General features: G+C 51.5%; 17 protein-coding genes. 11 read left to right on the plus strand and 6 right to left on the minus strand.

The window, feature by feature from the left end; translation table 11 throughout:
- The first annotated feature begins 5 nt into the window (after positions 1 to 5).
- Together BMY09_RS21160 and gcvA are read left to right on the plus strand one after the other, a co-directional pair.
- On the plus strand, positions 6 to 1502 hold the full coding sequence (locus tag BMY09_RS21160; protein ID WP_091362135.1) for a CoA-acylating methylmalonate-semialdehyde dehydrogenase: 1497 nt from the start codon (positions 6 to 8) through the stop codon (positions 1500 to 1502).
- A gap of 109 nt (positions 1503 to 1611) precedes the next feature.
- Entirely contained in the window at positions 1612 to 2529 is a 918-nt protein-coding gene (gene gcvA / locus BMY09_RS21165) for a transcriptional regulator GcvA (RefSeq protein ID WP_091362136.1), read from the plus strand.
- A 99-nt stretch (positions 2530 to 2628) separates the two neighbouring features.
- On the opposite strand, the gene BMY09_RS21170 is transcribed toward gcvA, so the two are convergent.
- Genes BMY09_RS21170 through BMY09_RS21180 form a run of 3 tightly spaced genes read right to left on the minus strand, consistent with a single transcriptional unit; the run spans position 2629 to position 7526 of the window.
- Positions 2629 to 5754 (minus strand): efflux RND transporter permease subunit, encoded by a 3126-nt coding sequence (locus BMY09_RS21170; protein ID WP_091362137.1) that lies wholly within the window; start codon positions 5752 to 5754, stop codon positions 2629 to 2631.
- A gap of 3 nt (positions 5755 to 5757) precedes the next feature.
- A complete protein-coding gene (locus tag BMY09_RS21175; RefSeq protein WP_091362138.1) occupies positions 5758 to 6861 on the minus strand; it encodes an efflux RND transporter periplasmic adaptor subunit in 1104 nt (367 codons plus the stop codon).
- Positions 6858 to 7526, minus strand: coding sequence for a TetR/AcrR family transcriptional regulator (locus tag BMY09_RS21180; RefSeq protein WP_175483627.1), 669 nt, complete (start codon positions 7524 to 7526; stop codon positions 6858 to 6860). Before BMY09_RS21180 ends, BMY09_RS21175 begins: the two co-directional genes overlap by 4 nt.
- 367 nt (positions 7527 to 7893) lie before the next feature.
- On the opposite strand from BMY09_RS21180, the gene BMY09_RS21185 reads away from it, so the two are divergent.
- The 5 genes from BMY09_RS21185 (at position 7894) to cynS (ending at position 13605) form a co-directional block, all read left to right on the plus strand.
- Positions 7894 to 8610 (plus strand): outer membrane protein OmpK, encoded by a 717-nt coding sequence (locus BMY09_RS21185; protein WP_091362151.1) that lies wholly within the window; start codon positions 7894 to 7896, stop codon positions 8608 to 8610.
- A gap of 54 nt (positions 8611 to 8664) precedes the next feature.
- Positions 8665 to 10008 carry a uracil-xanthine permease family protein gene (locus tag BMY09_RS21190; RefSeq protein ID WP_091362140.1) on the plus strand — a complete coding sequence of 448 codons (1344 nt, stop codon included), beginning with the start codon at positions 8665 to 8667 and terminating at the stop codon, positions 10006 to 10008.
- 412 nt (positions 10009 to 10420) lie between these two features.
- Positions 10421 to 11254 (plus strand): formate/nitrite transporter family protein, encoded by an 834-nt coding sequence (locus BMY09_RS21195; protein WP_091362141.1) that lies wholly within the window; start codon positions 10421 to 10423, stop codon positions 11252 to 11254.
- A gap of 136 nt (positions 11255 to 11390) precedes the next feature.
- Entirely contained in the window at positions 11391 to 13130 is a 1740-nt protein-coding gene (locus BMY09_RS21200) for a bifunctional protein-serine/threonine kinase/phosphatase (RefSeq protein ID WP_091362142.1), read from the plus strand.
- Between the two features lie 25 nt (positions 13131 to 13155).
- On the plus strand, positions 13156 to 13605 hold the full coding sequence (cynS, locus tag BMY09_RS21205) for a cyanase (RefSeq protein WP_091362143.1): 450 nt from the start codon (positions 13156 to 13158) through the stop codon (positions 13603 to 13605).
- A gap of 64 nt (positions 13606 to 13669) precedes the next feature.
- Here cynS and fabI read toward each other — a convergent pair whose 3' ends face one another.
- On the minus strand, positions 13670 to 14440 hold the full coding sequence (fabI, locus tag BMY09_RS21210; protein WP_091362144.1) for an enoyl-ACP reductase FabI: 771 nt from the start codon (positions 14438 to 14440) through the stop codon (positions 13670 to 13672).
- A 266-nt stretch (positions 14441 to 14706) separates the two neighbouring features.
- Positions 14707 to 16455 carry a gamma-glutamyltransferase gene (gene ggt / locus BMY09_RS21215; RefSeq protein WP_091362145.1) on the minus strand — a complete coding sequence of 583 codons (1749 nt, stop codon included), beginning with the start codon at positions 16453 to 16455 and terminating at the stop codon, positions 14707 to 14709.
- Positions 16456 to 16734: 279 nt separating this feature from the next.
- Here ggt and BMY09_RS21220 point away from each other — a divergent pair, with 279 nt between their 5' ends.
- Positions 16735 to 18051 carry an HDOD domain-containing protein gene (locus BMY09_RS21220; RefSeq protein ID WP_091362146.1) on the plus strand — a complete coding sequence of 439 codons (1317 nt, stop codon included), beginning with the start codon at positions 16735 to 16737 and terminating at the stop codon, positions 18049 to 18051.
- Between the two features lie 51 nt (positions 18052 to 18102).
- On the opposite strand, the gene BMY09_RS21225 is transcribed toward BMY09_RS21220, so the two are convergent.
- Positions 18103 to 20013, minus strand: a complete 1911-nt coding sequence (locus tag BMY09_RS21225; protein WP_091362147.1) for an ATP-binding cassette domain-containing protein — start codon at positions 20011 to 20013, stop codon at positions 18103 to 18105.
- 20 nt (positions 20014 to 20033) lie between these two features.
- On the opposite strand from BMY09_RS21225, the gene BMY09_RS21230 reads away from it, so the two are divergent.
- From BMY09_RS21230 to BMY09_RS21240, 3 genes are all read left to right on the plus strand, one after another.
- The gene (locus BMY09_RS21230; RefSeq protein ID WP_091362148.1) at positions 20034 to 20531 is read left to right on the plus strand and encodes a TIGR02444 family protein; all 498 of its coding nucleotides are present in this window, start codon (positions 20034 to 20036) and stop codon (positions 20529 to 20531) included.
- Between the two features lie 66 nt (positions 20532 to 20597).
- Positions 20598 to 21326, plus strand: a complete 729-nt coding sequence (locus BMY09_RS21235) for an FKBP-type peptidyl-prolyl cis-trans isomerase (protein WP_091362149.1) — start codon at positions 20598 to 20600, stop codon at positions 21324 to 21326.
- Positions 21327 to 21672: 346 nt separating this feature from the next.
- On the plus strand, positions 21673 to 22013 hold a 341-nt coding region (locus BMY09_RS21240; protein ID WP_139203235.1), incomplete at its 3' end, for a transporter substrate-binding domain-containing protein.

The following is a 22013-nucleotide window of genomic DNA, read 5'->3' on the forward strand; positions in this document are numbered from 1 at the left end:
ATCACATGAACACAGTTGGACATCTGATCAACGGTCAAATTGTCACCGACGCAGCACGGGTTCAGGATATATTTAATCCTGCCACCGGTACTGCATCCAAGCAGGTCGCACTGGCATCTAAAGCCACCGTCGAAGACGCCATCGCTGCGGCTCAGGCTGCATTCCCTGAATGGCGTAATACTCCGGCCATTAAGCGTGCCCGGGTCATGTTCCGCTTTAAGGAACTGCTGGAACAGAATGCTGACCGCATCTGCGAGATGATCGGTGAAGAGCACGGTAAAATCAGCCATGATGCGGCAGGTGAGCTACAGCGGGGGATTGAAAACGTTGAGTTTGCCTGCGGTATTCCAGAACTGCTGAAAGGTGAATACAGCAAGAATGTCGGTCCGAATATCGATTCCTGGAGCGAATTTCAGCCACTGGGTGTGGTCGCCGGTATTACACCGTTTAACTTCCCCGCGATGGTACCGATGTGGATGTTCCCGTTGGCGATTGCCTGTGGCAACACCTTCATTCTGAAACCATCTGAGCGTGATCCAAGCTCCACACTGTTTATCGCCCAGCTGTTGCAGGAAGCAGGCTTGCCGGATGGCGTACTGAACGTGGTCAACGGTGACAAGGAAGCAGTCGATGTGCTGCTGACTGATCAGCGTATCAAAGCCGTCAGCTTTGTGGGTTCTACACCGATTGCTGAGTATATCTACTCCACCGCGAATGCCAACGGTAAGCGTTGCCAGGCGCTGGGTGGTGCGAAGAACCACGCGATTATCATGCCTGATGCGGACATGGATAATGCGGTAAACCAGTTGCTCGGTGCTGCGTTTGGTTCATCCGGTGAGCGCTGTATGGCACTATCTGTTGCGGTTGCTGTTGGTGATGCCGCTGCCGATGCATTGGTTGCTAAAATGAGCGAAGCGATGCAGACCCTGAAAGTGGGTGCTTATAGCGATAGCAGCAACGACTTCGGCCCTGTAATCACTCGTCAGCATCAGCAGAAAGTGGTGGGGTATATCGACAGTGCGGAAGCTGATGGTGCGCGGGTCGTGATCGATGGGCGCAACCCTCAGGTCGCCGGTTATGAAGAGGGCTTTTTCGTCGGTGCCACCCTGATTGATGGCGTTACCCCTGCCATGCAGAGTTACCAGGAAGAGATCTTCGGGCCGGTGCTGCAGGTTGTGCGCGTCAGCAGCATGGACGAAGCGATGCAACTGATTGACGACCATGAATACGGTAACGGTACCTGTATCTTTACCCGTGATGGCGAAGCGGCGCGTTATTTCTCCGATCACATCCAGGTTGGTATGGTGGGTATCAATGTACCTCTGCCGGTGCCTGTGGCCTACCACAGTTTCGGTGGCTGGAAGCGCTCTCTGTTTGGTGATCTGCATGCCTATGGTCCGGATGGTGTGCGCTTCTATACCAAACGTAAGACGATTATTCAGCGCTGGCCTTCTGCAGGCGTGCGTGAAGGTGTTGAGTTCTCGATGCCAACCATGAAGTAACTTAGAGTCACCGTATTGGCCACATATTCAGCGACGGGTATGTGGCCTTTTTTGCGTTATTCTTATATACAATAGATCCTCTGGGATATCTGTTTTTATAGGTAACACATTGAAAAAAAGATTACCCCCCCTTAACTGGCTACGCTCCTTTGAAGTTTCAGCCAGGCATTTGAATTTTACCCAGGCAGCCACCGAGTTGAATATGACCCAGGCAGCGATCAGTCAGCAGATTAAGGGACTCGAATCGCAACTGGGGGTAACCCTGTTTAAGCGTTTACCCCGGGGGCTGGAACTAACGGAGGCGGGTATGGCCTATCTGCCCGCAGTGCATGAATCGATTCAGCGCCTGGCTGTCGCGACCGATGAGATTTTCGGCCAGGGGCGTACCCGTTTATTGACGGTCAGAACTAATCTGGTCTTCTTTACTACCTGGCTGGCGCCCCGGTTGGGGAAATTTCGTAAACTGCATCCCGATGTTAATTTGCGTTTCAGCAGTAATATCTGGCCCGATGAACGGGAAAAAGATACGGATCTGGAGATCCGCTACGGTAAAGGTAACTGGCGAGGTTTCAGGTCTGATCGTTTATCCTGGGATGAGCTGATTCCAGTCTGTAGTCCTGTACTTGATAGTGGCAGTGCACTACCGGATACCCCGGCTGCACTTGCTGGGCATGACTTGCTGCATGTGGTGGGCTATGAAGAGGGGTGGGGATACTGGCTCAGTCAGACAGGCTATCAAGATGTTAAATCTGATCAGGGTGTACAGTTTGATACTCTGATAACCGCACTGGAAATGGCTGCTTGCGGGCAAGGCATAGCGCTGGGACGCTCTGCACTGGTCGCTGACATGATTGAATCGGGTCGTCTGGTGGCGCCGCTCAAAGAGCGGGTTCCAACGACAGAAGCTTTCTATCTGGTCTCTCCCGATAATCAGTATGAACATCCCCACGCAGAAACATTTCGTTCATGGATCATTGGTGAAGCGGAGCTGGGACGGGAACAGATTATTCCCCACTTTATTGAATAAGCTGCTAATAATTATCAGCGGAACCCGTGACAAGCCGGTTTCCAGCTGGTTCTCTTGTTAAAAGCCCTGCGGCCTGTCGCAGGGCTTTCTGTTTCCAGATCAGGTCGACGGTTGTTCCGTGGTTGCTTCAGGTTGCGGCTGTTTTCGCCGCAGCCACTTGCGCTCTCCCAGTACCAGCAAGCAGGGGGTCAGGAAGAGGGTGAGTATGGTTGCAAACGAAAGACCTCCAGCGATAGCACTGGCGAGTTGGGTCCACCACTGGGTGGAGGGGGCTCCGAAGCTGATATCACGGTTGATCAGGTCGATATTCATCGACAGTACCATCGGCATCAGGCCGAGCACCGTGGTTACTGCGGTGAGTACGACGGGCCGCAGACGTAAGCTGCCGGTTTGCAGTGCCGCATCGTAGGGGGAACGCCCCTGCCTGCGCAGGTCGTTATAACAATCAATCAGTACAATATTGTTGTTCACGACGATGCCGGCTAAGGCGATAATACCGACACCGACCATCACAATGCCGAAGGGCTGTCCGGCCACCATTAAACCAATGAGAACGCCAGCGGTGGAGAAGACAATTGCCGAAAGCACCAGCCCTGCCTGATACAGACTGTTGAACTGGGTGACCAGAATCAGTGCCATCAGAAACAGGGCTGTGCCAAAGGCCTGAATCAGAAAAGCACCGGTCTCTTTCTGCTGTTCATCTTCTCCTTTGAACGTCAGGCGGATCTGCGGATCAAACTGATGCTTGGCTAAGCGCTGCTGCATAGCAACCACCAGGTCGTTCACCAGATGCCCCTCTTCAGCGTCGGCCTGAATAGTAATGACCCGGCGGCTATCGACCCGTTTCAAAACACCGGTTTTAGGGGCGGGCTTAAGCTCGATAAAGTTGGATATAGGCATCATTCCATAACGGGTGCTGAGTTGCATCTGCATCAACTGATCGAGATTTCGTTTATCCTCGGGGAAACGGATCATAATATCGACTTCATCATCGGAGGTTTCCGGGCGGTAATCGGTGACTTTAATGCCGTTGGTAATCAATCGGACCGCCTGGCCAACCAGGGCAATACTGGCGCCATAGCGGCTGGCTTCCTCCCGGTTGACGATGATGCGCCACTCGATGCCCGGCAGTGGCCGGTCATCTTCCGCCCCGGAGAAACCACCAATATCGTCCATCATCCGGCGGATATCGGCGACTGTTTGATAGATCACCTCACTGTCGTAGCCGCTGACAAACAGTTTGATAGGTTTACCCTCACTGGGACCGTTTTCCGCTTTGCGGGTTTCTATGATGACACCGGGCAGGTCGGCGGTCTTTTGCCGCATCTGCGCCAGGATGTGGGCGGCTTTGTCACGCTTATCCCAGTCATCCAACTGGAACTGTATCACCCCGACCACATCTTCAGCGGCATCATTGGAGGATTGGTTGAAACTACGGGCATAGACTGATTTCAGTCCGGGGATATCCATCACCCGTTCCTCGACCTGTCGCAGTAACCGGTCTTTTTCATAAATAGACAGATCACCTCTGGCATGCAGATTGATCAGCACCATTTCCGGCTCGATATCAGGGAAAAACTCAACCCCTTTACCAAAAACAGCGTAGGCTCCGTAACTACTGCCAATCGCTATTAAGACCACAATAAACACCCGGATGGGGTAGTGCAGCAGCTTTGCCATCAGGCGGGTATAGGCACGGTTAAGGGCTGTTTTTGGCAGAGTATATTCATCGCTGTCATTTTGTTTTACGTATCGCTTTCTGGCGCTGACGGCGCCCAGTACGGGCATGAAGATCAGTGCCATAAACAGGGATGCGGTCAGGCAGACGACAACGGTGGCGGGCAGGTATTTCATGAACTCACCAATCACGCCGGGCCAGAACATCAGTGGCATGAACACCACCAGGGTCGTGGCGGTTCCGGCAATCACCGGCCAGGCCATCCGTGACGCTGCATAACGGAAGGCTTCCCGGCCACTCAGTCCCTGACTCATCCGTCGTTCCGCCAGTTCGGCAACGACAATAGCCCCGTCGACCAGCATTCCGACGACCAGAATCAGACTGAATAGCACGACGATATTGAGGGTGAAACCCATTAACTTCAGGACCATCATACTGGCAAGGAAAGAGCCAGGAATAGCCAGGCCAACCAGCAAAGAGGTGCGCAAGCCCATCGCCGCTAATACCACCACCATAACCAGAATGATGCCACTGAGAACATTATTCATCAGATCTCTGAGCATGCTTCTGATCTGGGTGGACTGATCGAGAATATAGGAGTATTTCAGCCCCTGGGGCCATAGCTGACTGCGTTCGGTAACGATTCGCTGGACCGCTTCAATGGTATCGATAATATTAGCGCCAACCTTTTTCTTCACCTCTAATACCATAGCAGCGCCGCCATCGACACGGGCGAAGCCTTCAGGGTCTTTGTAGGTTTTGCGGATTTTGGCAATATCGCCAACGGTGACCACGGTGCCATCAACTGATTTGACTGGCATATTGAGCATATCGCTCAACTCGGAAACCACCCCGGGTACCTTCAATACCTGACGGCCACTGCCGGTATCGACCGCTCCGGCTGCAACCAACTGATTATTCCGCGCGACGCTATCGAGTACGGTTTCGAAGTCCAGTTGATAGCTCTCCAGTAACTGAGGCTCTATCTCTATCTCCATCAGCTCTTCACGTTCGCCGCCAATATCAACCTCCAGGACACCCGCGATCCCTTCGACCTCATCCTGAAGGTCTTTGGCGACTTTCAGTTTAATCCGTTCTGAGACCGGGCCAGAGATGGCGATGTTCAGCACCGGGAACAGTGCGACGTTAACTTCGTGAATCTGTGGTTCATCCGCATCTGCAGGCAGTTTGCCTTTAGCGATATCGACCCGTTCACGAACATCCTGCAGCGCTGTATCACTATCGAAACCGGCATCAAATTCGAGGGTGACCGATGCATGGCCCTCTGAGCCCACCGAGCGCATCTCTTTGACACCCTCGATTGATTTCAGCTCTTTTTCCATTGGCCGCACTAACAGACGTACCGCATCATCGGGTGAAATCCCTTCAAAGGGGATTGAGACATAGATGATCGGGATCGCGACATCGGGATCCGCCTCTTTGGGAATACTCAGAAATGCAGACATTCCCCCTACGAGAAAGAACAGTAAGATAAGTATGCTGGTGCGGCTGCGGTCTATTGCTGCGGCAACAAGAGCGGCAATCATTGATCAGTTCTCCTGCAGTGACAGGTTGCTGACCTGCTTTGACATCAGTTCGGTATCGCTGACCGGTTCTACCTCTTCACCCACCGCAACAAAATCCTGGCCAATGGTGATCACGCGGGCTTCGTCATTGAGGCCACTGAGCCAGAAGCCGTTGCTATCGGTACGGATGATCTCGACGACGGTCTCGCTGACACGGTTCTGAGCATCGACCAGCCTGACCTGCAGGTTTCCTGCTTCATTCAACCCCAGTACCGAGCCGGGCAACAGGTGGCCGGATTGCTCTCCCGCGGGGAGTTTTAATGTTGCTGACAAGCCGATAATCCGCTGGTGCTGAGGGTTGGGTATCTGTACTTCAACCCGGTAACTGCGGGTGACCGGGTCCGCAACGGGGGCGATAAAATTTAAGCGGCCGGTCAGTGTCGAACCATTGCTCAGCGCTACATCGACCGGTTGATTCTCCTCCAGCTGTCCAACGCTGTGTTGTGGAACCTGGCCGGTGATTTTCACGGTGTCGTCATCGACCAGCTCCCCCAGGACATCACCGGCTTGCAGGTAATCACCCAGCTCAACCAGGCGGCGGTTCAAAACCCCGGTAAAGGGGACGGTGACCTGAGTCTCACCCAGCTCGTGCTCTATACGTGCCAGTTGAGCTTGTGCCGCTTCGACTCCGGCCTGATCGGCAAATACCTTATTTTCCGATTGCAGACCCTTGTTCTTCAGATTAATGCTGGCGGCCAGGTCACTTTTGCGCTGTTTCAGCAGGGCCTGCGCTTCAGCCAGCTGGGCGGCACGAAAGTCAGCGGATATCTGTAATAACGGGTCGCCAGCCTGTAGTCGCTGCCCTTCATCTGCGGAGAGGGCTTCGACGCGGCCATCAATCTCAGCTCTGAGCTCGATGGTGCGATTAGCTTCCACCTGCCCCTGTACCCGCACAAATTGCTGAACTTTCCGGGCGCTGGAATCGATGACTTTCACTTTCATGAGGGGCTTAGCCTGAGAGGACGGCTCTGATACCTGCACGGGAGCCTTGTCGTCCTGCATGCCTGAAGCCATCCAGGCTGTCATTAGCAAAGCCACCACAACCGCCATTATTACGGATCTGTTCATCGTTTTTCCTGTTTATCTGCTGGCTGACGGATAAGCGCTGCGATCATGTAGTCAACCACGTGATTAATATAGGCATCTTTTTGTTCGGCTGTTTGCATCATCTGCTGTTTACAACAGCCGCCTTCCTGCAACATCACGATGGCGCCTTCGAATGTCGCGCTTACCCCTGCCATCATCGTTTCACGGGGGATATCCGGATTTACATCGCCCTCGGTAATCCCTTTATAAACGGCCTGTTCAAATGCTTCGATAAACTGCTCTTCAGTGTCATCTAACTGTTGCAGATAGCTGCTGCTGATCTGTTCGCGGAACGCTTTTTGTCTGAAATGAAGATGCATATGCTGGTGAGCAACGTTTTCACGGTGATACTCAAGCGTGTATACCAGCATGCCGCGTATCTGTTGCACTCCGGTTAAATGGTCATCCGCTGCTAAGCGTTTAAGCTGTGTCAGCATCTGCCGGTAGTTATCCAGCAGCAGATGCGCATAGATATCATTTTTGCAGTCAAAATGTTTGTAAACGGTACCTTTGCCAATACCGGTGCATTGGGCGATTTTATCGACGCTGATCGTTTGCCATTGTTCGCCGGTTAATAGTGTCAGTGTAGTGTCGAGAATGTCCCGCTCGCGGCGCTCAAACTCTCTCATCTTCCGATTAGGGTGCATCTTTATCTGTCCAGAAAACCAAGGGTCATATTGTGACCGATGGTCACAGAAAATAACAGAGGCATTTTGTAGGGTTATCTGGCTTAGATGTATACAAAAAAATATCAACTTGTATCTATTTCTTTGCACCATAAGTAAACATTTTAATGCTGGTGGTTGCATGATTGCCTTCGGATGATGCACTGCGAAAAACTGTGTAAACGCAGCTGATCTTTACAAATCGTTTATTAACTCATTGTTTGTTACGGGTAATTTAACCATCTTCTGTTTTTTCTGACCGGTTGGCCAGGTTTTTGCTGAAGTAGTGCTCATATGTCCTGTCGGACGGTTTTAATTTCTTTAACGATGGAATGGGATGATGACCACTATGAAACGAACACTCGCACTGGCCACGCTATTAACAAGCGCTTTTGTTGCTACACCCGCTGCCGCTGAGATGCTCTGGACCAATACCAGTCTGAGCTACCTGAAAGGTGATGACTATAAATTTACACCGACCGGCAATATGGATGTTGTGACGCTGGAAAATGCAACCGGGCATAACTGGGGCGATACCTTTCTGTTTATCGATCGCACCATGCCTGAGGATGGTAAAAGCAGCTATTACGGTGAGTTTTCCCCGCGTTTGAGTCTGGGCTATGTGACCGGAAGTGATCTTTCCTTTGGGCCGGTTAAGGATCTGTTTCTGACCGGCACCTGGGAAGCTGGCGATGGTTTCGATAACTATCTCTATGGGGTGAGCGTTAGCCTGGATGTGCCGGGATTCCGTTACTTCAATGCCAGTGTATACAAAGCCTATAACGATCTTGCCGATAATGATGAGCAACTGACGCTGACCTGGGCCTACCCGATTGAAGCGGGTAGTCAGGAGTTTCTGATCGACGGCTTTCTCGACTGGAGTACCAGCAGTAAAACTAATGAGTCTGAGATGAACTTTACCCCTCAGATCAAATGGAATGCCGGTAAAAACCTGGGCCTGAAATCGCCTCTGTATGTGGGTATCGAGTACGCCTACTGGAACAATAAGTATGGCAGTACAACCGATGAGCGTTGTGCGTCTCTGCTGCTGAAATGGCACTTCTGAAACTGACCGTGCACTGGCAGGGTCGTTTACCCTGCCACGAAACAAGGAGGCCTTATGTCGACACAGCACTCTAACGACCTGATCTATTCGCTGGATTCAAAACCCGGAGTTTTAGAATCAGGCTTTGCAGCTCTACAGCATGTTCTGGCAAGTTTTATTGGTATTATCACCCCAACACTGATTATTGGCGGGGTGCTGGGATTGGGCGAACATGTCCCCTATCTGATCAGCATGGCCTTGATGGTATCGGGAGTTGGCACCATTATTCAGGCTAAGCGGCCTCTGGGTATGGGCGCTGGGATGATCTGCGTGCAGGGCACCAGCTTTGCGTTTCTCAGCTCGGTACTGGCTGCTGGTTTTATTGCCAAAGGTCAGGGGGGCGGCCCGGAAGAGATTCTCTCCCTTATTTTTGGCGTGTGTATGCTGGGTGCTTTTATCGAGATCTTTCTCAGCCAGTTTATTCATAAGCTGAAGCGAGTGATCACCCCTCTGGTCACTGGTATCGTGATTACCATTATTGGGGCGAGCCTGATCAAGGTGGGTATGACCGATCTGGCGGGCGGCTTTAAAGCGAAAGATTTTGGTGCTCCGGCGAACCTGATGCTGGGGGGCATTGTGCTGGTGAGCATTATTGCCCTTAACCGTTCCAGCAACAGCTGGATCCGCCTGTCATCAATTGTGATCGGCCTGGTGATCGGTATGATCATCGCCGGGTTTATGGGCAAGGTCAGCTTCGCTCATCTGGGCAGCCTGTCCGCGATCAGTCTTCCTGTACCCTTTAAATATGGTTTCTCGTTTGACTGGAGTGCATTCCTGCCGATTGCACTGATCTATATGATCACCGCAATCGAATCGACCGGCGATATCACCGCGAACTGTATGGTGTCAAAGCAACCGATTGCGGGTGAGGAGTATATTTCCCGGGTTCGGGGCGGCGTGTTTGCCGATGGTTTTAACTCCTTTCTGGCAGCGGTATTCAATACCTTCCCCAACACCACCTTCAGTCAGAATAACGGAGTCATCCAGCTAACCGGTGTGGCGAGTAAGCATGTGGCTCTCTATATTGGTGGCATTCTTATTCTGCTGGGGCTTTTTCCGATGATTGGTGGGGTGCTGCAGCAGATTCCAAAACCGGTACTGGGTGGCGCAACACTGGTCATGTTTGGCACCGTAGCTGCTGCCGGGATTAAGATTATTGCCTCAGAACATCTCGATCGTCGAAAGCTGCTGATTATGGCGGTTGCCTTCGGTATGGGGCTCGGCGTGACCATGACTCCCGGGCTGCTTGACCAACTGCCGAAGATGGTTCAGAGCGTCTTTGGCTCACCGATTACCACCGGTGGTCTGGCGGCGATCATTCTTAGCCTGGTGCTGCCTGAAGAGTCGATCGATGAGTAAGCGATGGCACCTGGTTAATCTCTGTCTCAGAGATTAACCAGGCACTTTTCAGGAGGGAAAAACAGGCAGTATAGCTGGTTGCTCATCAGGCTAGTGCCGCATCGGTGCCCTGCACCGTTTTTTAGTGCACAGCGATTGTGCGCCTGCACCATTGAATGGCAAGAGGAGCGATGCTTTTCGAATACGCTTTTCTTAACTTGTTGATTAAATGTATTTTTTGAAATTATGGTACTGATTCTGCAATACGTTAATTAGTCGTAGCAGATATGCGGCGCATACAATTTAGAAAAATTCGGACAAAGGCGTCCATCCCTTATCACTACCAGGTGATAGAGGGGTGGGCGCTTTTTTTTTGCCCTGCAGAAAGCGGCAAACAGATGAGAAACTTTACTTAATTAAATGAGGCAAAACTATGGCTTACTTAGAACCAAGTGAATTTGCGACCAAAATGGTCGACTCAGGTGAGCAGAAAATCTTCATGTCCACCAAAGATACCTATGTCCGCGCATTTATGGCGGGCGCGATTCTGGCGTTGGCCGCTTTTTTTGCCATCACGGTCGCCGTTAAAACGGGTATCCCATTGGTAGGTGCGCTGCTTTTCCCCGTTGGATTTATCATGCTTTACCTGTGTAAGTTTGACCTGCTTACCGGTGTCTTTACACTGGTTCCTCTGGCACTGATTGATAAACGTCCAGGCTGTACCATGAGTGGTCTGATGCGTAACTGGGGTCTGGTATTCCTCGGTAACCTGTCCGGCGCACTGATGGTTGCGTTCTTTGCTTCGTTTATTCTGACTTATGGCTACCAGACCGATGGTGGTGTGATTGCTGAAAAAGTAAGCAAGATCGGTGAAGCCCGTACACTGGGCTATCAGGCTCAGGGTGTTGGTGGCTGGTTTACTATCTTCATTCGCGGCATGCTGTGTAACTGGATGGTGTCCATGGGCGTTGTTGGTGCGATGATCTCTACTTCTGCGGGCGCTAAAATGGCTGCGATGTGGATGCCGATCATGCTGTTCTTCTTCATGGGCTTTGAGCACTCAATTGTTAACATGTTCCTGTTCCCGTTCTCTATGATCATGGGTGGTGACTTCACTCTTATGGATTACATCATCTGGAACGAGCTGCCAACGGCTCTGGGTAATCTGTTCGGTGGATTCCTGCTGGTGGGTCTGCCTCTTTACCTGACTCATGTTAAAGAGAGCAAAAGCAGTAAAGCATCTGCTCATACCGTAGCTGCTCTGTAATCTGGGTATTTAAAAGTGGAATGACCAGTAGAAATCCCGGTGATCGAAACAATCACCGGGATTTTTTGTTCAGGGCAGACAACTATGTCGTTACCTTCTAAGTTAACCCCTGATTTCTGGAAGAATCGTAGGTTGTATGAATAGCCAACTTAAGCTCAGCCTGGGGCAGTTCAGTGATAAAGGCGTCAAAGAGATCAATCAGGATTTTCATGGCGCCGTTATTCCACGCGAACCGCAGCTCAGTCTCAAAGGTGCCGCATTGGTTCTGGCAGATGGTATCAGTACCAGTCGTGTCAGCCAGATTGCCAGTGAAACAGCGGTAAAAAGCTTTCTGAATGACTATTTCTGTACTTCAGATACCTGGACCGTTTACACGTCTGGCCTGAGAGTACTTGAATCGGTCAATGGTTGGCTATGCTCCCAGACGCAACGTAGTGAGTTTCGTTATAACAAAGATAAGGGTTATGTCTGCACACTGAGTGCGGCCGTTTTTAAGGCATCGACGGTGCATCTGTTTCATGCCGGTGATAGCCGGATTTATCGGTTGCGTGGCCAGGGTCTGGAGCAGTTAACCAAAGATCACCGCAGCTGGATTTCGAAAGAGAAAAGTTATCTCAGCCGGGCAATGGGTGTTGATCTGGATGTTGAGTTTGATTACCAGACGGTTGCACTAAAACCGGGTGATTATTACCTGCTTTGTACGGACGGAGTTTATGAATTTATTGACACTGAGGATGTTCTGGAAGTCCTCAGTGAACATGCAGATGATCTGAACCTGGCTGCAGAAACACTGGTTCAGCGAGCCCTGGCACAGGGGAGTGATGATAACCTGACGTTGCAGATTGCCAGGGTCGATCGGTTGCCTTCTATGGAGGCAAGTACGCTGCAGCAGCAGGTCGAAGAGTTGGAGCTGCCACCGGTTTTGCATGCCCGCCAGACGTTTGATGGTTATCTGATCCTGCGAGAGATGCATGCCAACAGTCGCAGCCATGTTTATCTGGCTGAGGATCTTGAGGATGGCTCACGTGTTGTCATCAAAATCCCCTCTGTTGAACTACGCAACAATCCCGCGTATCTGGAACGGTTTCTGATGGAAGAGTGGGTTGCGCGGCGGATCAATAACGCGCATGTGATGAAAGCGGGTTTACAGAACCGCCAGCGGAATTATCTCTACAGTGTTACGGAATATATCGAGGGTATTACCCTTAAACAGTGGCTGATAGATAACCCGAACCCGGATATGGAAACCGTGCGGGGTATCATCGAGCAGGTGGCGAAAGGCTTACAGGCGATGCATCGCATGGAGATTCTGCATCAGGATCTTAAGCCTGATAACGTCATGATCGACAGCAGCGGTACGGTGAAGATCATCGACTTTGGAGGTGTCAGAATCGCCGGTATTGTCGAAGCAGAGAACACACTGGAACAGGATGAGATGCAGGGTACCGCGTTGTATATGGCGCCCGAATATTTTGTTGGAGAGATCGTTTCCCGACGCTCGGATCAGTTTTCACTGGCTGTACTGACTTACCATATGCTGTCAGGGCGCTTCCCCTACGATACTCAGGTGGCGAAGTCGCGCACAGTTTCTGCACAGAAACGACTGAAGTACCACAGTGTGCTTGATGATGAGCGTGAGATCCCCAGGTGGATCGACTATACCTTGCGCAAAGCGCTCAATCCCAACCCGTATAAACGTTATGAAGAACTCTCGGAGTTTCTTTATGACCTCAGGTATCCAAACCAGAAGTTTCTTAGCGAAACCCGTCCACCACTGCTGGATCGTAACCCGTTACTGTTCTGGAAAAGTATCTCTCTGATGCTCGCGGTGACGGTCGTCGTGCTTCTGGGGCAAATCCATAATCTTACTCAATAAAACGATCATATAAGGAGTCATTATTATGATAAGTAGCCGTGAAGAAGTAACTGCGCAGATCCTCGCACAGAAAGTCGTCAAGGGGATCAAGTGGAGCACTGTCGCTGAAGCCGTCGGTTTATCAAAAGAGTGGACAACTGCCGCGTGCCTCGGGCAGATGGCCCTTGATAAAGAGCAGGCCTCCAAAATAGGTGAGATCTTTGAGTTAACTGACGAAGCGGTCGCCTGGCTGCAGATAGCGCCATATAAAGGTTCACTGCCGACAGCGGTGCCAACCGACCCTCTGATCTATCGCTGGTATGAGCTGGTTAATGTTTATGGCAGCACAATCAAAGAGTTAATTCATGAAGAGTTTGGCGATGGCATTATGAGTGCAATCGACTTCTCAATGGACATTCAGCGGGAACCCAACCCCAACGGTGACCGGGTGAATGTCGTTTTCTCGGGTAAGTTTTTACCCTATAAAACATACTGACAGTGACGCGCTGGATATAAAAAACACCGCAGTGCGGTGTTTTTTTTTAGCGTCAGTATTTAGCTTAGCCGACAATGCCTACACCGTGGTCGACATAGTGGATGCTGCCGGAAGTGCCTTTTGACAGGTCGCTGAGGAAGAACATTGCCGCATCGCCAACCTCTTCAATAGTGGGTAGCTGATGGTCTACGGCTTTATGCTGGTTGTATTCAAGCATGGTGGCGAAATCTTTAATACCGCCTGCTGCGCGGGTTGCAATGGTGCCGGGAGAGATGCAGTTGACGCGGATATGTTGTGGCCCCAGATCCCGTGCCAGATAGCGGGTAGCTGCTTCCAGTGCGGCTTTGGCGCAGCCCATAATGTTGTAATCCCCGGTGGTCAGCGCACTGCCCAGATAGGAGAAGTTGATCATCGAACCGCCATCTTTCATCAGCTCTTTGGCAAACGAAGCCATATGGATAAAGGAGTAGCAGGAGACATCCATTGCCTGGGCAAAACCTTCGCGGGAACACTCAGATATGGGCGCATGCAGGTCTTCCAGCGGGCAAAATGCCAGCGAGTGAACCAGGCCGTCGAGAGAACCCCAGGCTTCTTCGATCGCTTTAAACAGGTCAGCCATCTGTTGTTCCTGAGTCACATCCAGAGGCATGATAATCGACGCTTGCAACTCTTCAGCCAGCGGACGGACAAAACGCTCTGCTTTGTCATTCAGGTAGGTTATAGCGAGTTCAGCACCCTGTTCATGCAATTTTTTTGCAACGCCGTAAGCGATGCTTTTGTCGTTGGCGATTCCGACAATTAGTACTTTTTTCCCAGCCATCAATAAGTTAGACATCTTGGCTCACCCTTTTAAAAAATCAATTAGTTAGGTTATACGAGGCTGATTTCAGAATTATGAAAGGCTATTTTTATTAGTTGAATCTGTGTCGCTTCGAGAATTTGTGCTATGCACAATTGCTAGGGTTATTATAACGACTAAAGTCTAAATATGTAGAGGGGAATTCCCCTTAAAATGAGTATCTGCCTGCGCCGTAAACGCTTTGACAGTTTATGGGGGGCTCGATCTGGCCGACCGCTCAGGCCAGATCGGTTGAGAGGGGGTTAGTTGCCCAGTGCGGTGCCCTCTCTACGGGGGTCTGCCGCGCTGCCCCATGAGCCATCACTCTGGCGGAAAAATCCATGTAATCCGCTGTTCTGATCCCGGATCTTAATCTCATGACCCAGCGCTTTGAGTGGTTCGGCAAACCGTTCTGCAGTAGTGCCTGCTTCCAGTTCTGTAACACCATTGCGATTAACCACATGGGGACTGTTAAACGCCTGTTGCAGCGAAATATCAGAGCTGAGTTTACGATAGAGGTTTTCAGCGACATAGCTGATGATCCGGCTGCCACCGGGGGAGCCCAGTGCAGCGATTAACTGATTATTTTCATCAAATACCATCATCGGCGACATCGAACTGCGGGGGCGCTTGCCGGGTTGAACCCGGTTTGCCACCGGTTTCCCGTCAACCTCGGCAACAAATGAGAAGTCAGTTAACTGATTGTTCAGCAGAAAGCCGCCTGCCATCAGGGTGGAGCCAAAGGCCATCTCAATACTGGTAGTCATCGAAACCGCATTGCCCCAGCGATCAACGATCACAAAGTGGCTGGTACAGGGCAGCTCAGGAGAGCGATCATCGGCACGACTGATCTTGTTGGGTAACTCACCGGGAGCCGCTTTCCCCATATCGCGGAGAGGGCTGATGAGCTGGCTGCGCTGGCGGAGGTATTCGTCATCCAGCAGCTCATTCACCGGCACAGGGATGAAATCGCTGTCCGCCAGATAACGGGCCCGGTCGGCATAGGCCAGACGGCTTGCCTGGGTAAACAGGTGATAGAACTCGAGGCTATCCGGTGGCAACGCTTGCGGTTCAGCTAACGCCATCAGTGTAAGGATCTGCAGGGTGGTAACTCCGCCTGAAGTCGGTGGCGGAAAACCGCAGACCCGATACTGTCTGAACGGCCGGCAGATTGCCTGGCGTTCAACCGCCCGATAGTTTTGCAGATCGCTCAGGGTAAGTTTGCCCGGGTTATCCTTTGCCTGTTTTATCGCCGTGATGATTTTACCTGCCAAAGGCCCCTGATAGAGTGTTTTAGCACCCTGCTGTGCAATCTGCCGCAGAGAGTCTGCCAGTGCCGGATTAGTTAACAGATATCCTTCGGGCAGAGGTTCCCCGTCTGCGGTAAAGAAATATTGCAGGGCTTGCGGATAGCGTCCAAGCCCTGGATTGATCTTCGATGCTAACAGCTGGTGTAACCGTGGGGTTACGTTAAAACCGGCTTCTGAGGTCGAAATTGCGTCATCAAACAGTTTTCCCCAGGGCAGCTTGCCATACTTTTTCTGGCTCAGCTCCAGCATCGCCAGAACCCCGGGCGTACCGACTGAGCGTCCTCCCACCATGGCATCCCACCAATTCATGGGCGTGCCACTGGTTGTGAGAAACAGATCTTCAGTGGCAGCAGCAGGGGCTGTCTCCCGGCCATCAAATGCGGTGATTTTTTGCGCACTGTTATCCCAGTAGAGCATAAACGCACCGCCGCCGATACCAGATGACTGAGGCTCAACCATCGTTAGCATCGCCTGGACCGCAACGGCGGCATCCGCGGCACTGCCACCCTGTTGCAGTATGTTGTATCCCGCCTGCGTTGCGAGAGGGTGGGCGGAGACAACCAACTGCTGGCGGGCTCTGACCGTTGCCTGCGTCTGAACCCCTGTTGCTGACTCCGGGGCCAGATCTTCATTAACCGCATAAAGAAACGATGGGAACAGGGCGGTAGTCGTCAAAATGACACTGAGAAGCACGTTGCGCATAACTGAGTTCCTGATTCTGGTTTATCCGTCAGAAAGGGGGGCTGAGCTGTAATTAAAGCAGATATTCAATAAAAGGGGCTCGCTTTGCAAAAAATATCATATAACTCAAGTAGTTGACCTGTCGGTGAACAGACAACAGCGATTTCTCTGCACAGAGTAACCCGAAATGGTGAGCTTATTGCTGCTGGCTGGCTGGGCGCTAACTATACTGGAACCAATTAAAGATCGTACTTTTCAGGCCGATAGCTCTTCGATGGCCTGTGAATTGGAGAATGCCCTTTGTCTATAGCAGTTAAATCTATCTTCAGCTCGGATAAAGATTCCAGAGTAATCCGCATGGTGTTATTGAATGATCATGAAGGCAAGGCTCTGGTGCTGTTACCGGCGAATATGCTGTTAAATCTGGTGAGTATCTGGAAACATTCTGGCCGACATCTGCAACCTGTCAGATGTAAAGACGCTTCAAAATTTTTCAATCAGGCCGCCCTGAAGTCACAGGCCGGTCAGGAAAAACTGTTCCAACTGCCGGTATTTATCGATCAGTCGCTGGCGGATTATGAGCGGTTTGATGTGGTGGAGTCTTATACCGGGCTGGCTTTTGAGGCCCAGAGTGAGTGGTTTGGGGATCACATGTCCCTCTGCTCGTTGGGGCTGACCTCCCAGTCGATTGACCAGCATCAGCAGGACGGCAGTGATGAACAGGTGATTACCCGGGCTGTTGAGCGCTTTACCACGCTGCGGATTCAGCAGCGTCTGGAGGATACTCTTGGACTACCGCCGTTACCGCCGTCCATGAAACGCCTGGTAGAACTGCGTTCTGATCCCACTGCAGGAATTGATGATCTGGTGCCTTTGGTACGGGGGGATGCCAGTCTGGCGGCCCAGGTCATGAGCTGGGCAGCGTCACCCTATTATGCCGCTCCGGGCGAGGTGCATTCGGTTGAAGATGCTGTCATCCGGGTGCTGGGGTTTGATCTGGTGGTGAATCTGGCGCTGGGGGTCGCGATGGGTAAAACCCTCAAGGTGCCTGATGATACGCCGCGTGATGGCATTCCCTACTGGAAACAGTCTGTTTACCTTGCTGCCGCGACTGAGCTGGTGTGTAAAAAGATGCCTGCCGAGATCAGGCCAAAACCGGGGCTGGTGTATCTGGCCGGGTTGTTACAAAACTTTGGCTACCTGATATTGGCGCACCTGTTTCCGCCTCATTTCTCTTTGTTGTCCCGCTATATTGAAGCGAACCCTCATATGGCGCTGGAGTTTATTGAGAAGCAGGTGATGAATGTCACCCGCGAGCAGATTGGTGGCTGGCTATTGGATAACTGGGGATTGCCCGAGGTGGTGGTTGAGGCGGTACGCTACCATAATGATCTGAATTATGACGGGCTGGCGAGCCATGAAGCGAAGCTGATCTATGTGGTTAGCCGGGCGCTGCGCAGCAAGGAACTGGCGGATGGTCCGGTTGAGGCGATTCCTGATTCGGTGCTCAGTGAGTTACGCATAACGCAGGCCGATGTGGATGAGGTACTCGACCACATTGTGGCGAGTCGTGGTGAACTGGATGCCCTGGTGCATACCATTATGCACGCCCATTAAGCCAGGCTAAGAGGGGAGAGACTACGATATTGATCCGCTAATCATTGCGTTTCAGATCGCGGTCTCGCTCTCCAGTTGTTCCAGTTGTTCGACCTTTTCCATCCATTCGGATTCAATTGCATCCGCCTTCTGCTGCAGTTCGCCCTGGCGCTGCAACTGCTGTTTCAGCTGCTCTTTATTGCTCTCTTCATACAGCGAAACATCAGCCAGGGTGGTTTCAATCTGCTGTAGCGCTTGAGTGACGTTGTCTAAATCCGCCTCCAGCTTTTCAATCGCTTTTCGCAGCGGGCGCAGGGCGTTACGCCGTTCAGCGTCGAGTCGTTTCTGCTCTTTCTTTTCTGCAGCACTGAGGGAACGGTTTTCCTTCGGCTCCTCAATGACCTGATTCTGAGTCCGGCGCTGGGCTGTGAGCCACTGCTGGTAGTCGTCCATATCACCGTCAAAGGGGGATACCTGACCGTTGGCGACCAGCAGGAACTGATCAACGGTATTGCGCAGCAGGTGGCGGTCATGGGATACCAGAATCAGTGCGCCATCAAAATTTTGCAGCGCCAGCGTCAGCGCATGGCGAACCTCCAGGTCCAGATGGTTGGTCGGTTCATCCAGTAACAGCAGGTTGGGCCGTTGCCAGGCGATCAGTGCCAATGCTACCCGGGCTTTTTCACCGCCGGAAAAACGTTTCACCGGTTCCAGTGCCCGGTCGCCATTAAAGTCAAAGCTGCCCAGGTAGTTACGAATCTCCTGATCACTGGCTTTTGGTGATATTCGCTGGATATGCAGGGCGGGTGAGGCTTCCAGATCCAGGGCTTCGAGCTGATGCTGGGCAAAATAGCCAATCTTCAGATGTTCGCCAGCCTGATACAGACCATCAATCAGCGGCAGGTCCCGGGTAAGGGTTTTAATCAGGGTGGATTTACCCGCGCCATTCGGCCCCAGCAGACCGATCCGGTCTCCCGGAGAGAGTGTCAGCTTTACGTCGTTAAGAATCGGCTGGCTGTAACCGAGCTGGCAGTTATCCAGACTCATCAGGGGAAAGGAGATCTTATCCGATGACTGAAAGGAGAAGCTGAACGGGCTGTCCACATGGGCGGGAGCGATCAGCTCCATCCGTTCCAGCTCTTTAACCCGGCTTTGCGCCTGCTTCGCTTTGGTCGCCTTGGCTTTAAAACGGCGTACAAAGCTTTCAATCTCGGCGATTCTGACCTGCTGCTTCTCAAACTGCGATTGCTGCTGTGCCAGCCGTTCCGCCCGGCGCTTTTCAAAGTCGCTATAGCCGCCTTTATACAGTTCGGTTTTCTGCTGATGCATATGCACAATATGGGTGCTGACCGCATCGAGAAAGTCGCGGTCGTGGGAGATCAGCAGCAGAGTACCCTGATAGTTTCGCAGCCACTGCTCCAGCCAGATCGTGGCATCCAGGTCCAGGTGGTTGGTGGGCTCATCCAGCAGCAGGATATCGGAATGACTCATCAGAGCCTGTGCCAGGTTGAGGCGGATACGCCAGCCTCCGGAAAACGTGTTGACGGGTCGTTCGGCATCACGAGGGGCAAAACTCAGACCACTTAATAACTGATGCCCGCGGGCTTCGGCACTGTAGCCATTAATGGCATCGAGTTGAGCATGTAACTCGCCGATGCGGTGATGATTGTCGCTCTGCTCTGCCTCAGTCAGTGCCTGTTGAATGGCACGTAGTCGCTGGTCGCCATCGAGGACATAATCGATGGCGCGCTGGTCACTGTCGGCGACCTCCTGAGCCATATGGGCGATGGTCAGATTGCCTGGCAGCTGCAGGTCGCCTTCATCGGGCTGCAGCTGACCGAGAATTAATTTAAAGAGTGAGGACTTACCAACGCCGTTGGCACCCACAATACCGACTTTCTGATTGGCGTGAATCGTCAGCTGCGCTCTGTCTAGCAGGCGCAGGGGTCCTCGTTGTAAGCTAAGCTGGTTTAACTGAATCATGGCGGCGGATTTTATCACAGATGTCAGAAAATAATGCCTTTTGGAACTATGCCGTAGCGATCTATTCTGACCCGGCTATCGAACAGCTGTGTCTGCGGTTGCAAAACCGTTATCAATTGAGCGTAAACGATCTGTTGTTTGCCTTATGGCTGGCGCATCTGGGGCGGCAACTGCCTGAGACTCTGGATTATGCGGGTGTCCGGGAGTGGCGTATCAATATGCTTGAACCCCTGCGTCTGCTGCGCTATCAGCTGCGTCAGTCAAAGCGTTCAAGCGCAGAAGAGGAATGTTATCAGCGGTTGAAAAAAGCAGAACTGGCCGCAGAAAGAGTGGAATCAGGTTTGCTCTATGATCTGAGAGATCGCTGTCCTGATGTCTCTGGTACAGCAGGTGATATGAATCAACTGGGCTATGTTAATCTGTGTACTGCGGCGGGTACCGACCCTGTTATGACAGGAGATCTGCAGGCTCATTTTCAACAATTAGTTGAGAAAGCAATCGGGTGCGGTGGTAATTAACTGAACTTTTCAGTTTAATGGTTTACTAACAGCAGATAACTGACCCCTAGGGATTAAGGAATGACAATGAAGAAAACGCTGGTGGCCGTGGCCGTAGCAAGTATTGTGTTGGTGGGATGTGGCCCCGACAAAGATGATAAAGCCGTCGCAAAGGTTGAAAAACCATACTCTCTGGAGACTGATCAGCAGAAACTGGGATACAGCCTGGGTCTGATGTTGGGCGAACGGCTGAAAGCCGATGTTGCTGAGCTTGATGTTGATGCGCTGCGACGCGCAGTAGAAACGGTGTACTCTGGTGAGGAGCCGCTGCTGAAACCGGATGAGGTTGAAGCCACAATGATGGCCTTCCAGAAGAAAAAAATGGAAGAGAAGCAGGCCGAGTTTAATAAGCTGGCAGATGAAAACCTGAAGAAAGGTGAAGCGTTCCTGGCTGAGAATGGCAAAAAAGAGGGTGTTATCACAACCGAATCCGGGCTGCAGTATGAAGAGCTGACCGCCGGTGAGGGAGCCAGCCCTAAGCCTGAAGATACTGTGAAAGTACATTATCGTGGTTCGCTGATCAGCGGTACCGACTTTGATAGTTCCTATAGTCGTGGTGAACCGGTTTCTTTCCCTCTGAATGGTGTGATTCCGGGCTGGACCGAAGGGCTTCAGCTGATGAAAGTGGGGGGGAAAGCTCGCCTTGTACTTCCGGCTGATCTGGCATACGGCCCCGGTGGCATGGGTGACGCGATCGGACCCAATGAGACGCTGGTGTTTGAGGTTGAGTTACTGGATATTAACCCATCTGAATAACGCACTGAATATAAGCCGTACTTTAAAAACCACCCATCCGGGTGGTTTTTTTTGGTGCGTACCTATTTTTTCGTGATCGAAAATGTCAGTTTTTTTGACTGTTTTTGACAGTTTAATTGTAAATTTATTACAACATTATTTAAAAGCTGCATGAAAATAGTTAGTTAATTAGCTGCTTTCTGTACAGTCGGAAAACAGTTGCTACACTAATAGACTGAAAGTTAACTATATGGATTAAAAGAATAAAGAAGTGGAACGCTCTTTGCTTAGCATAGTGCTGTAGCTGTGCTGCTGAACATAGCCCGCTTTTGTTATTCATTAATTCGTTACAAAGAGGAAGCATCCAATGAAGAAAACCCTGATATCTGCTGCCGTCCTGATGGTTGCAATGACAGGTACAGCAATGGCTGGTACTTTGGAAACTGTGAAGGAACGTGGCGCACTTCAGTGTGGTGTAACGAGTGGTGTCCCTGGCTTCTCGGTGCCTGATGATAAAGGTAACTGGAAAGGTCTGGACGTTGACGTATGCCGGGCGGTGGCCGCCGCCGTGCTGGGTGATGCAACTAAAGTTAAGTATATTCCACTGAATGCTAAAGAGCGTTTTACTGCGCTGGTGTCCGGCGAGATTGATATGCTGTCCCGTGTGACCACCTGGACACAGACCCGCGATACTCAGCTGGGTATCAA

The sequence above is a fragment of the Amphritea atlantica genome (assembly GCF_900111095.1).
Lineage (GTDB): Bacteria > Pseudomonadota > Gammaproteobacteria > Pseudomonadales > Balneatricaceae > Amphritea > Amphritea atlantica.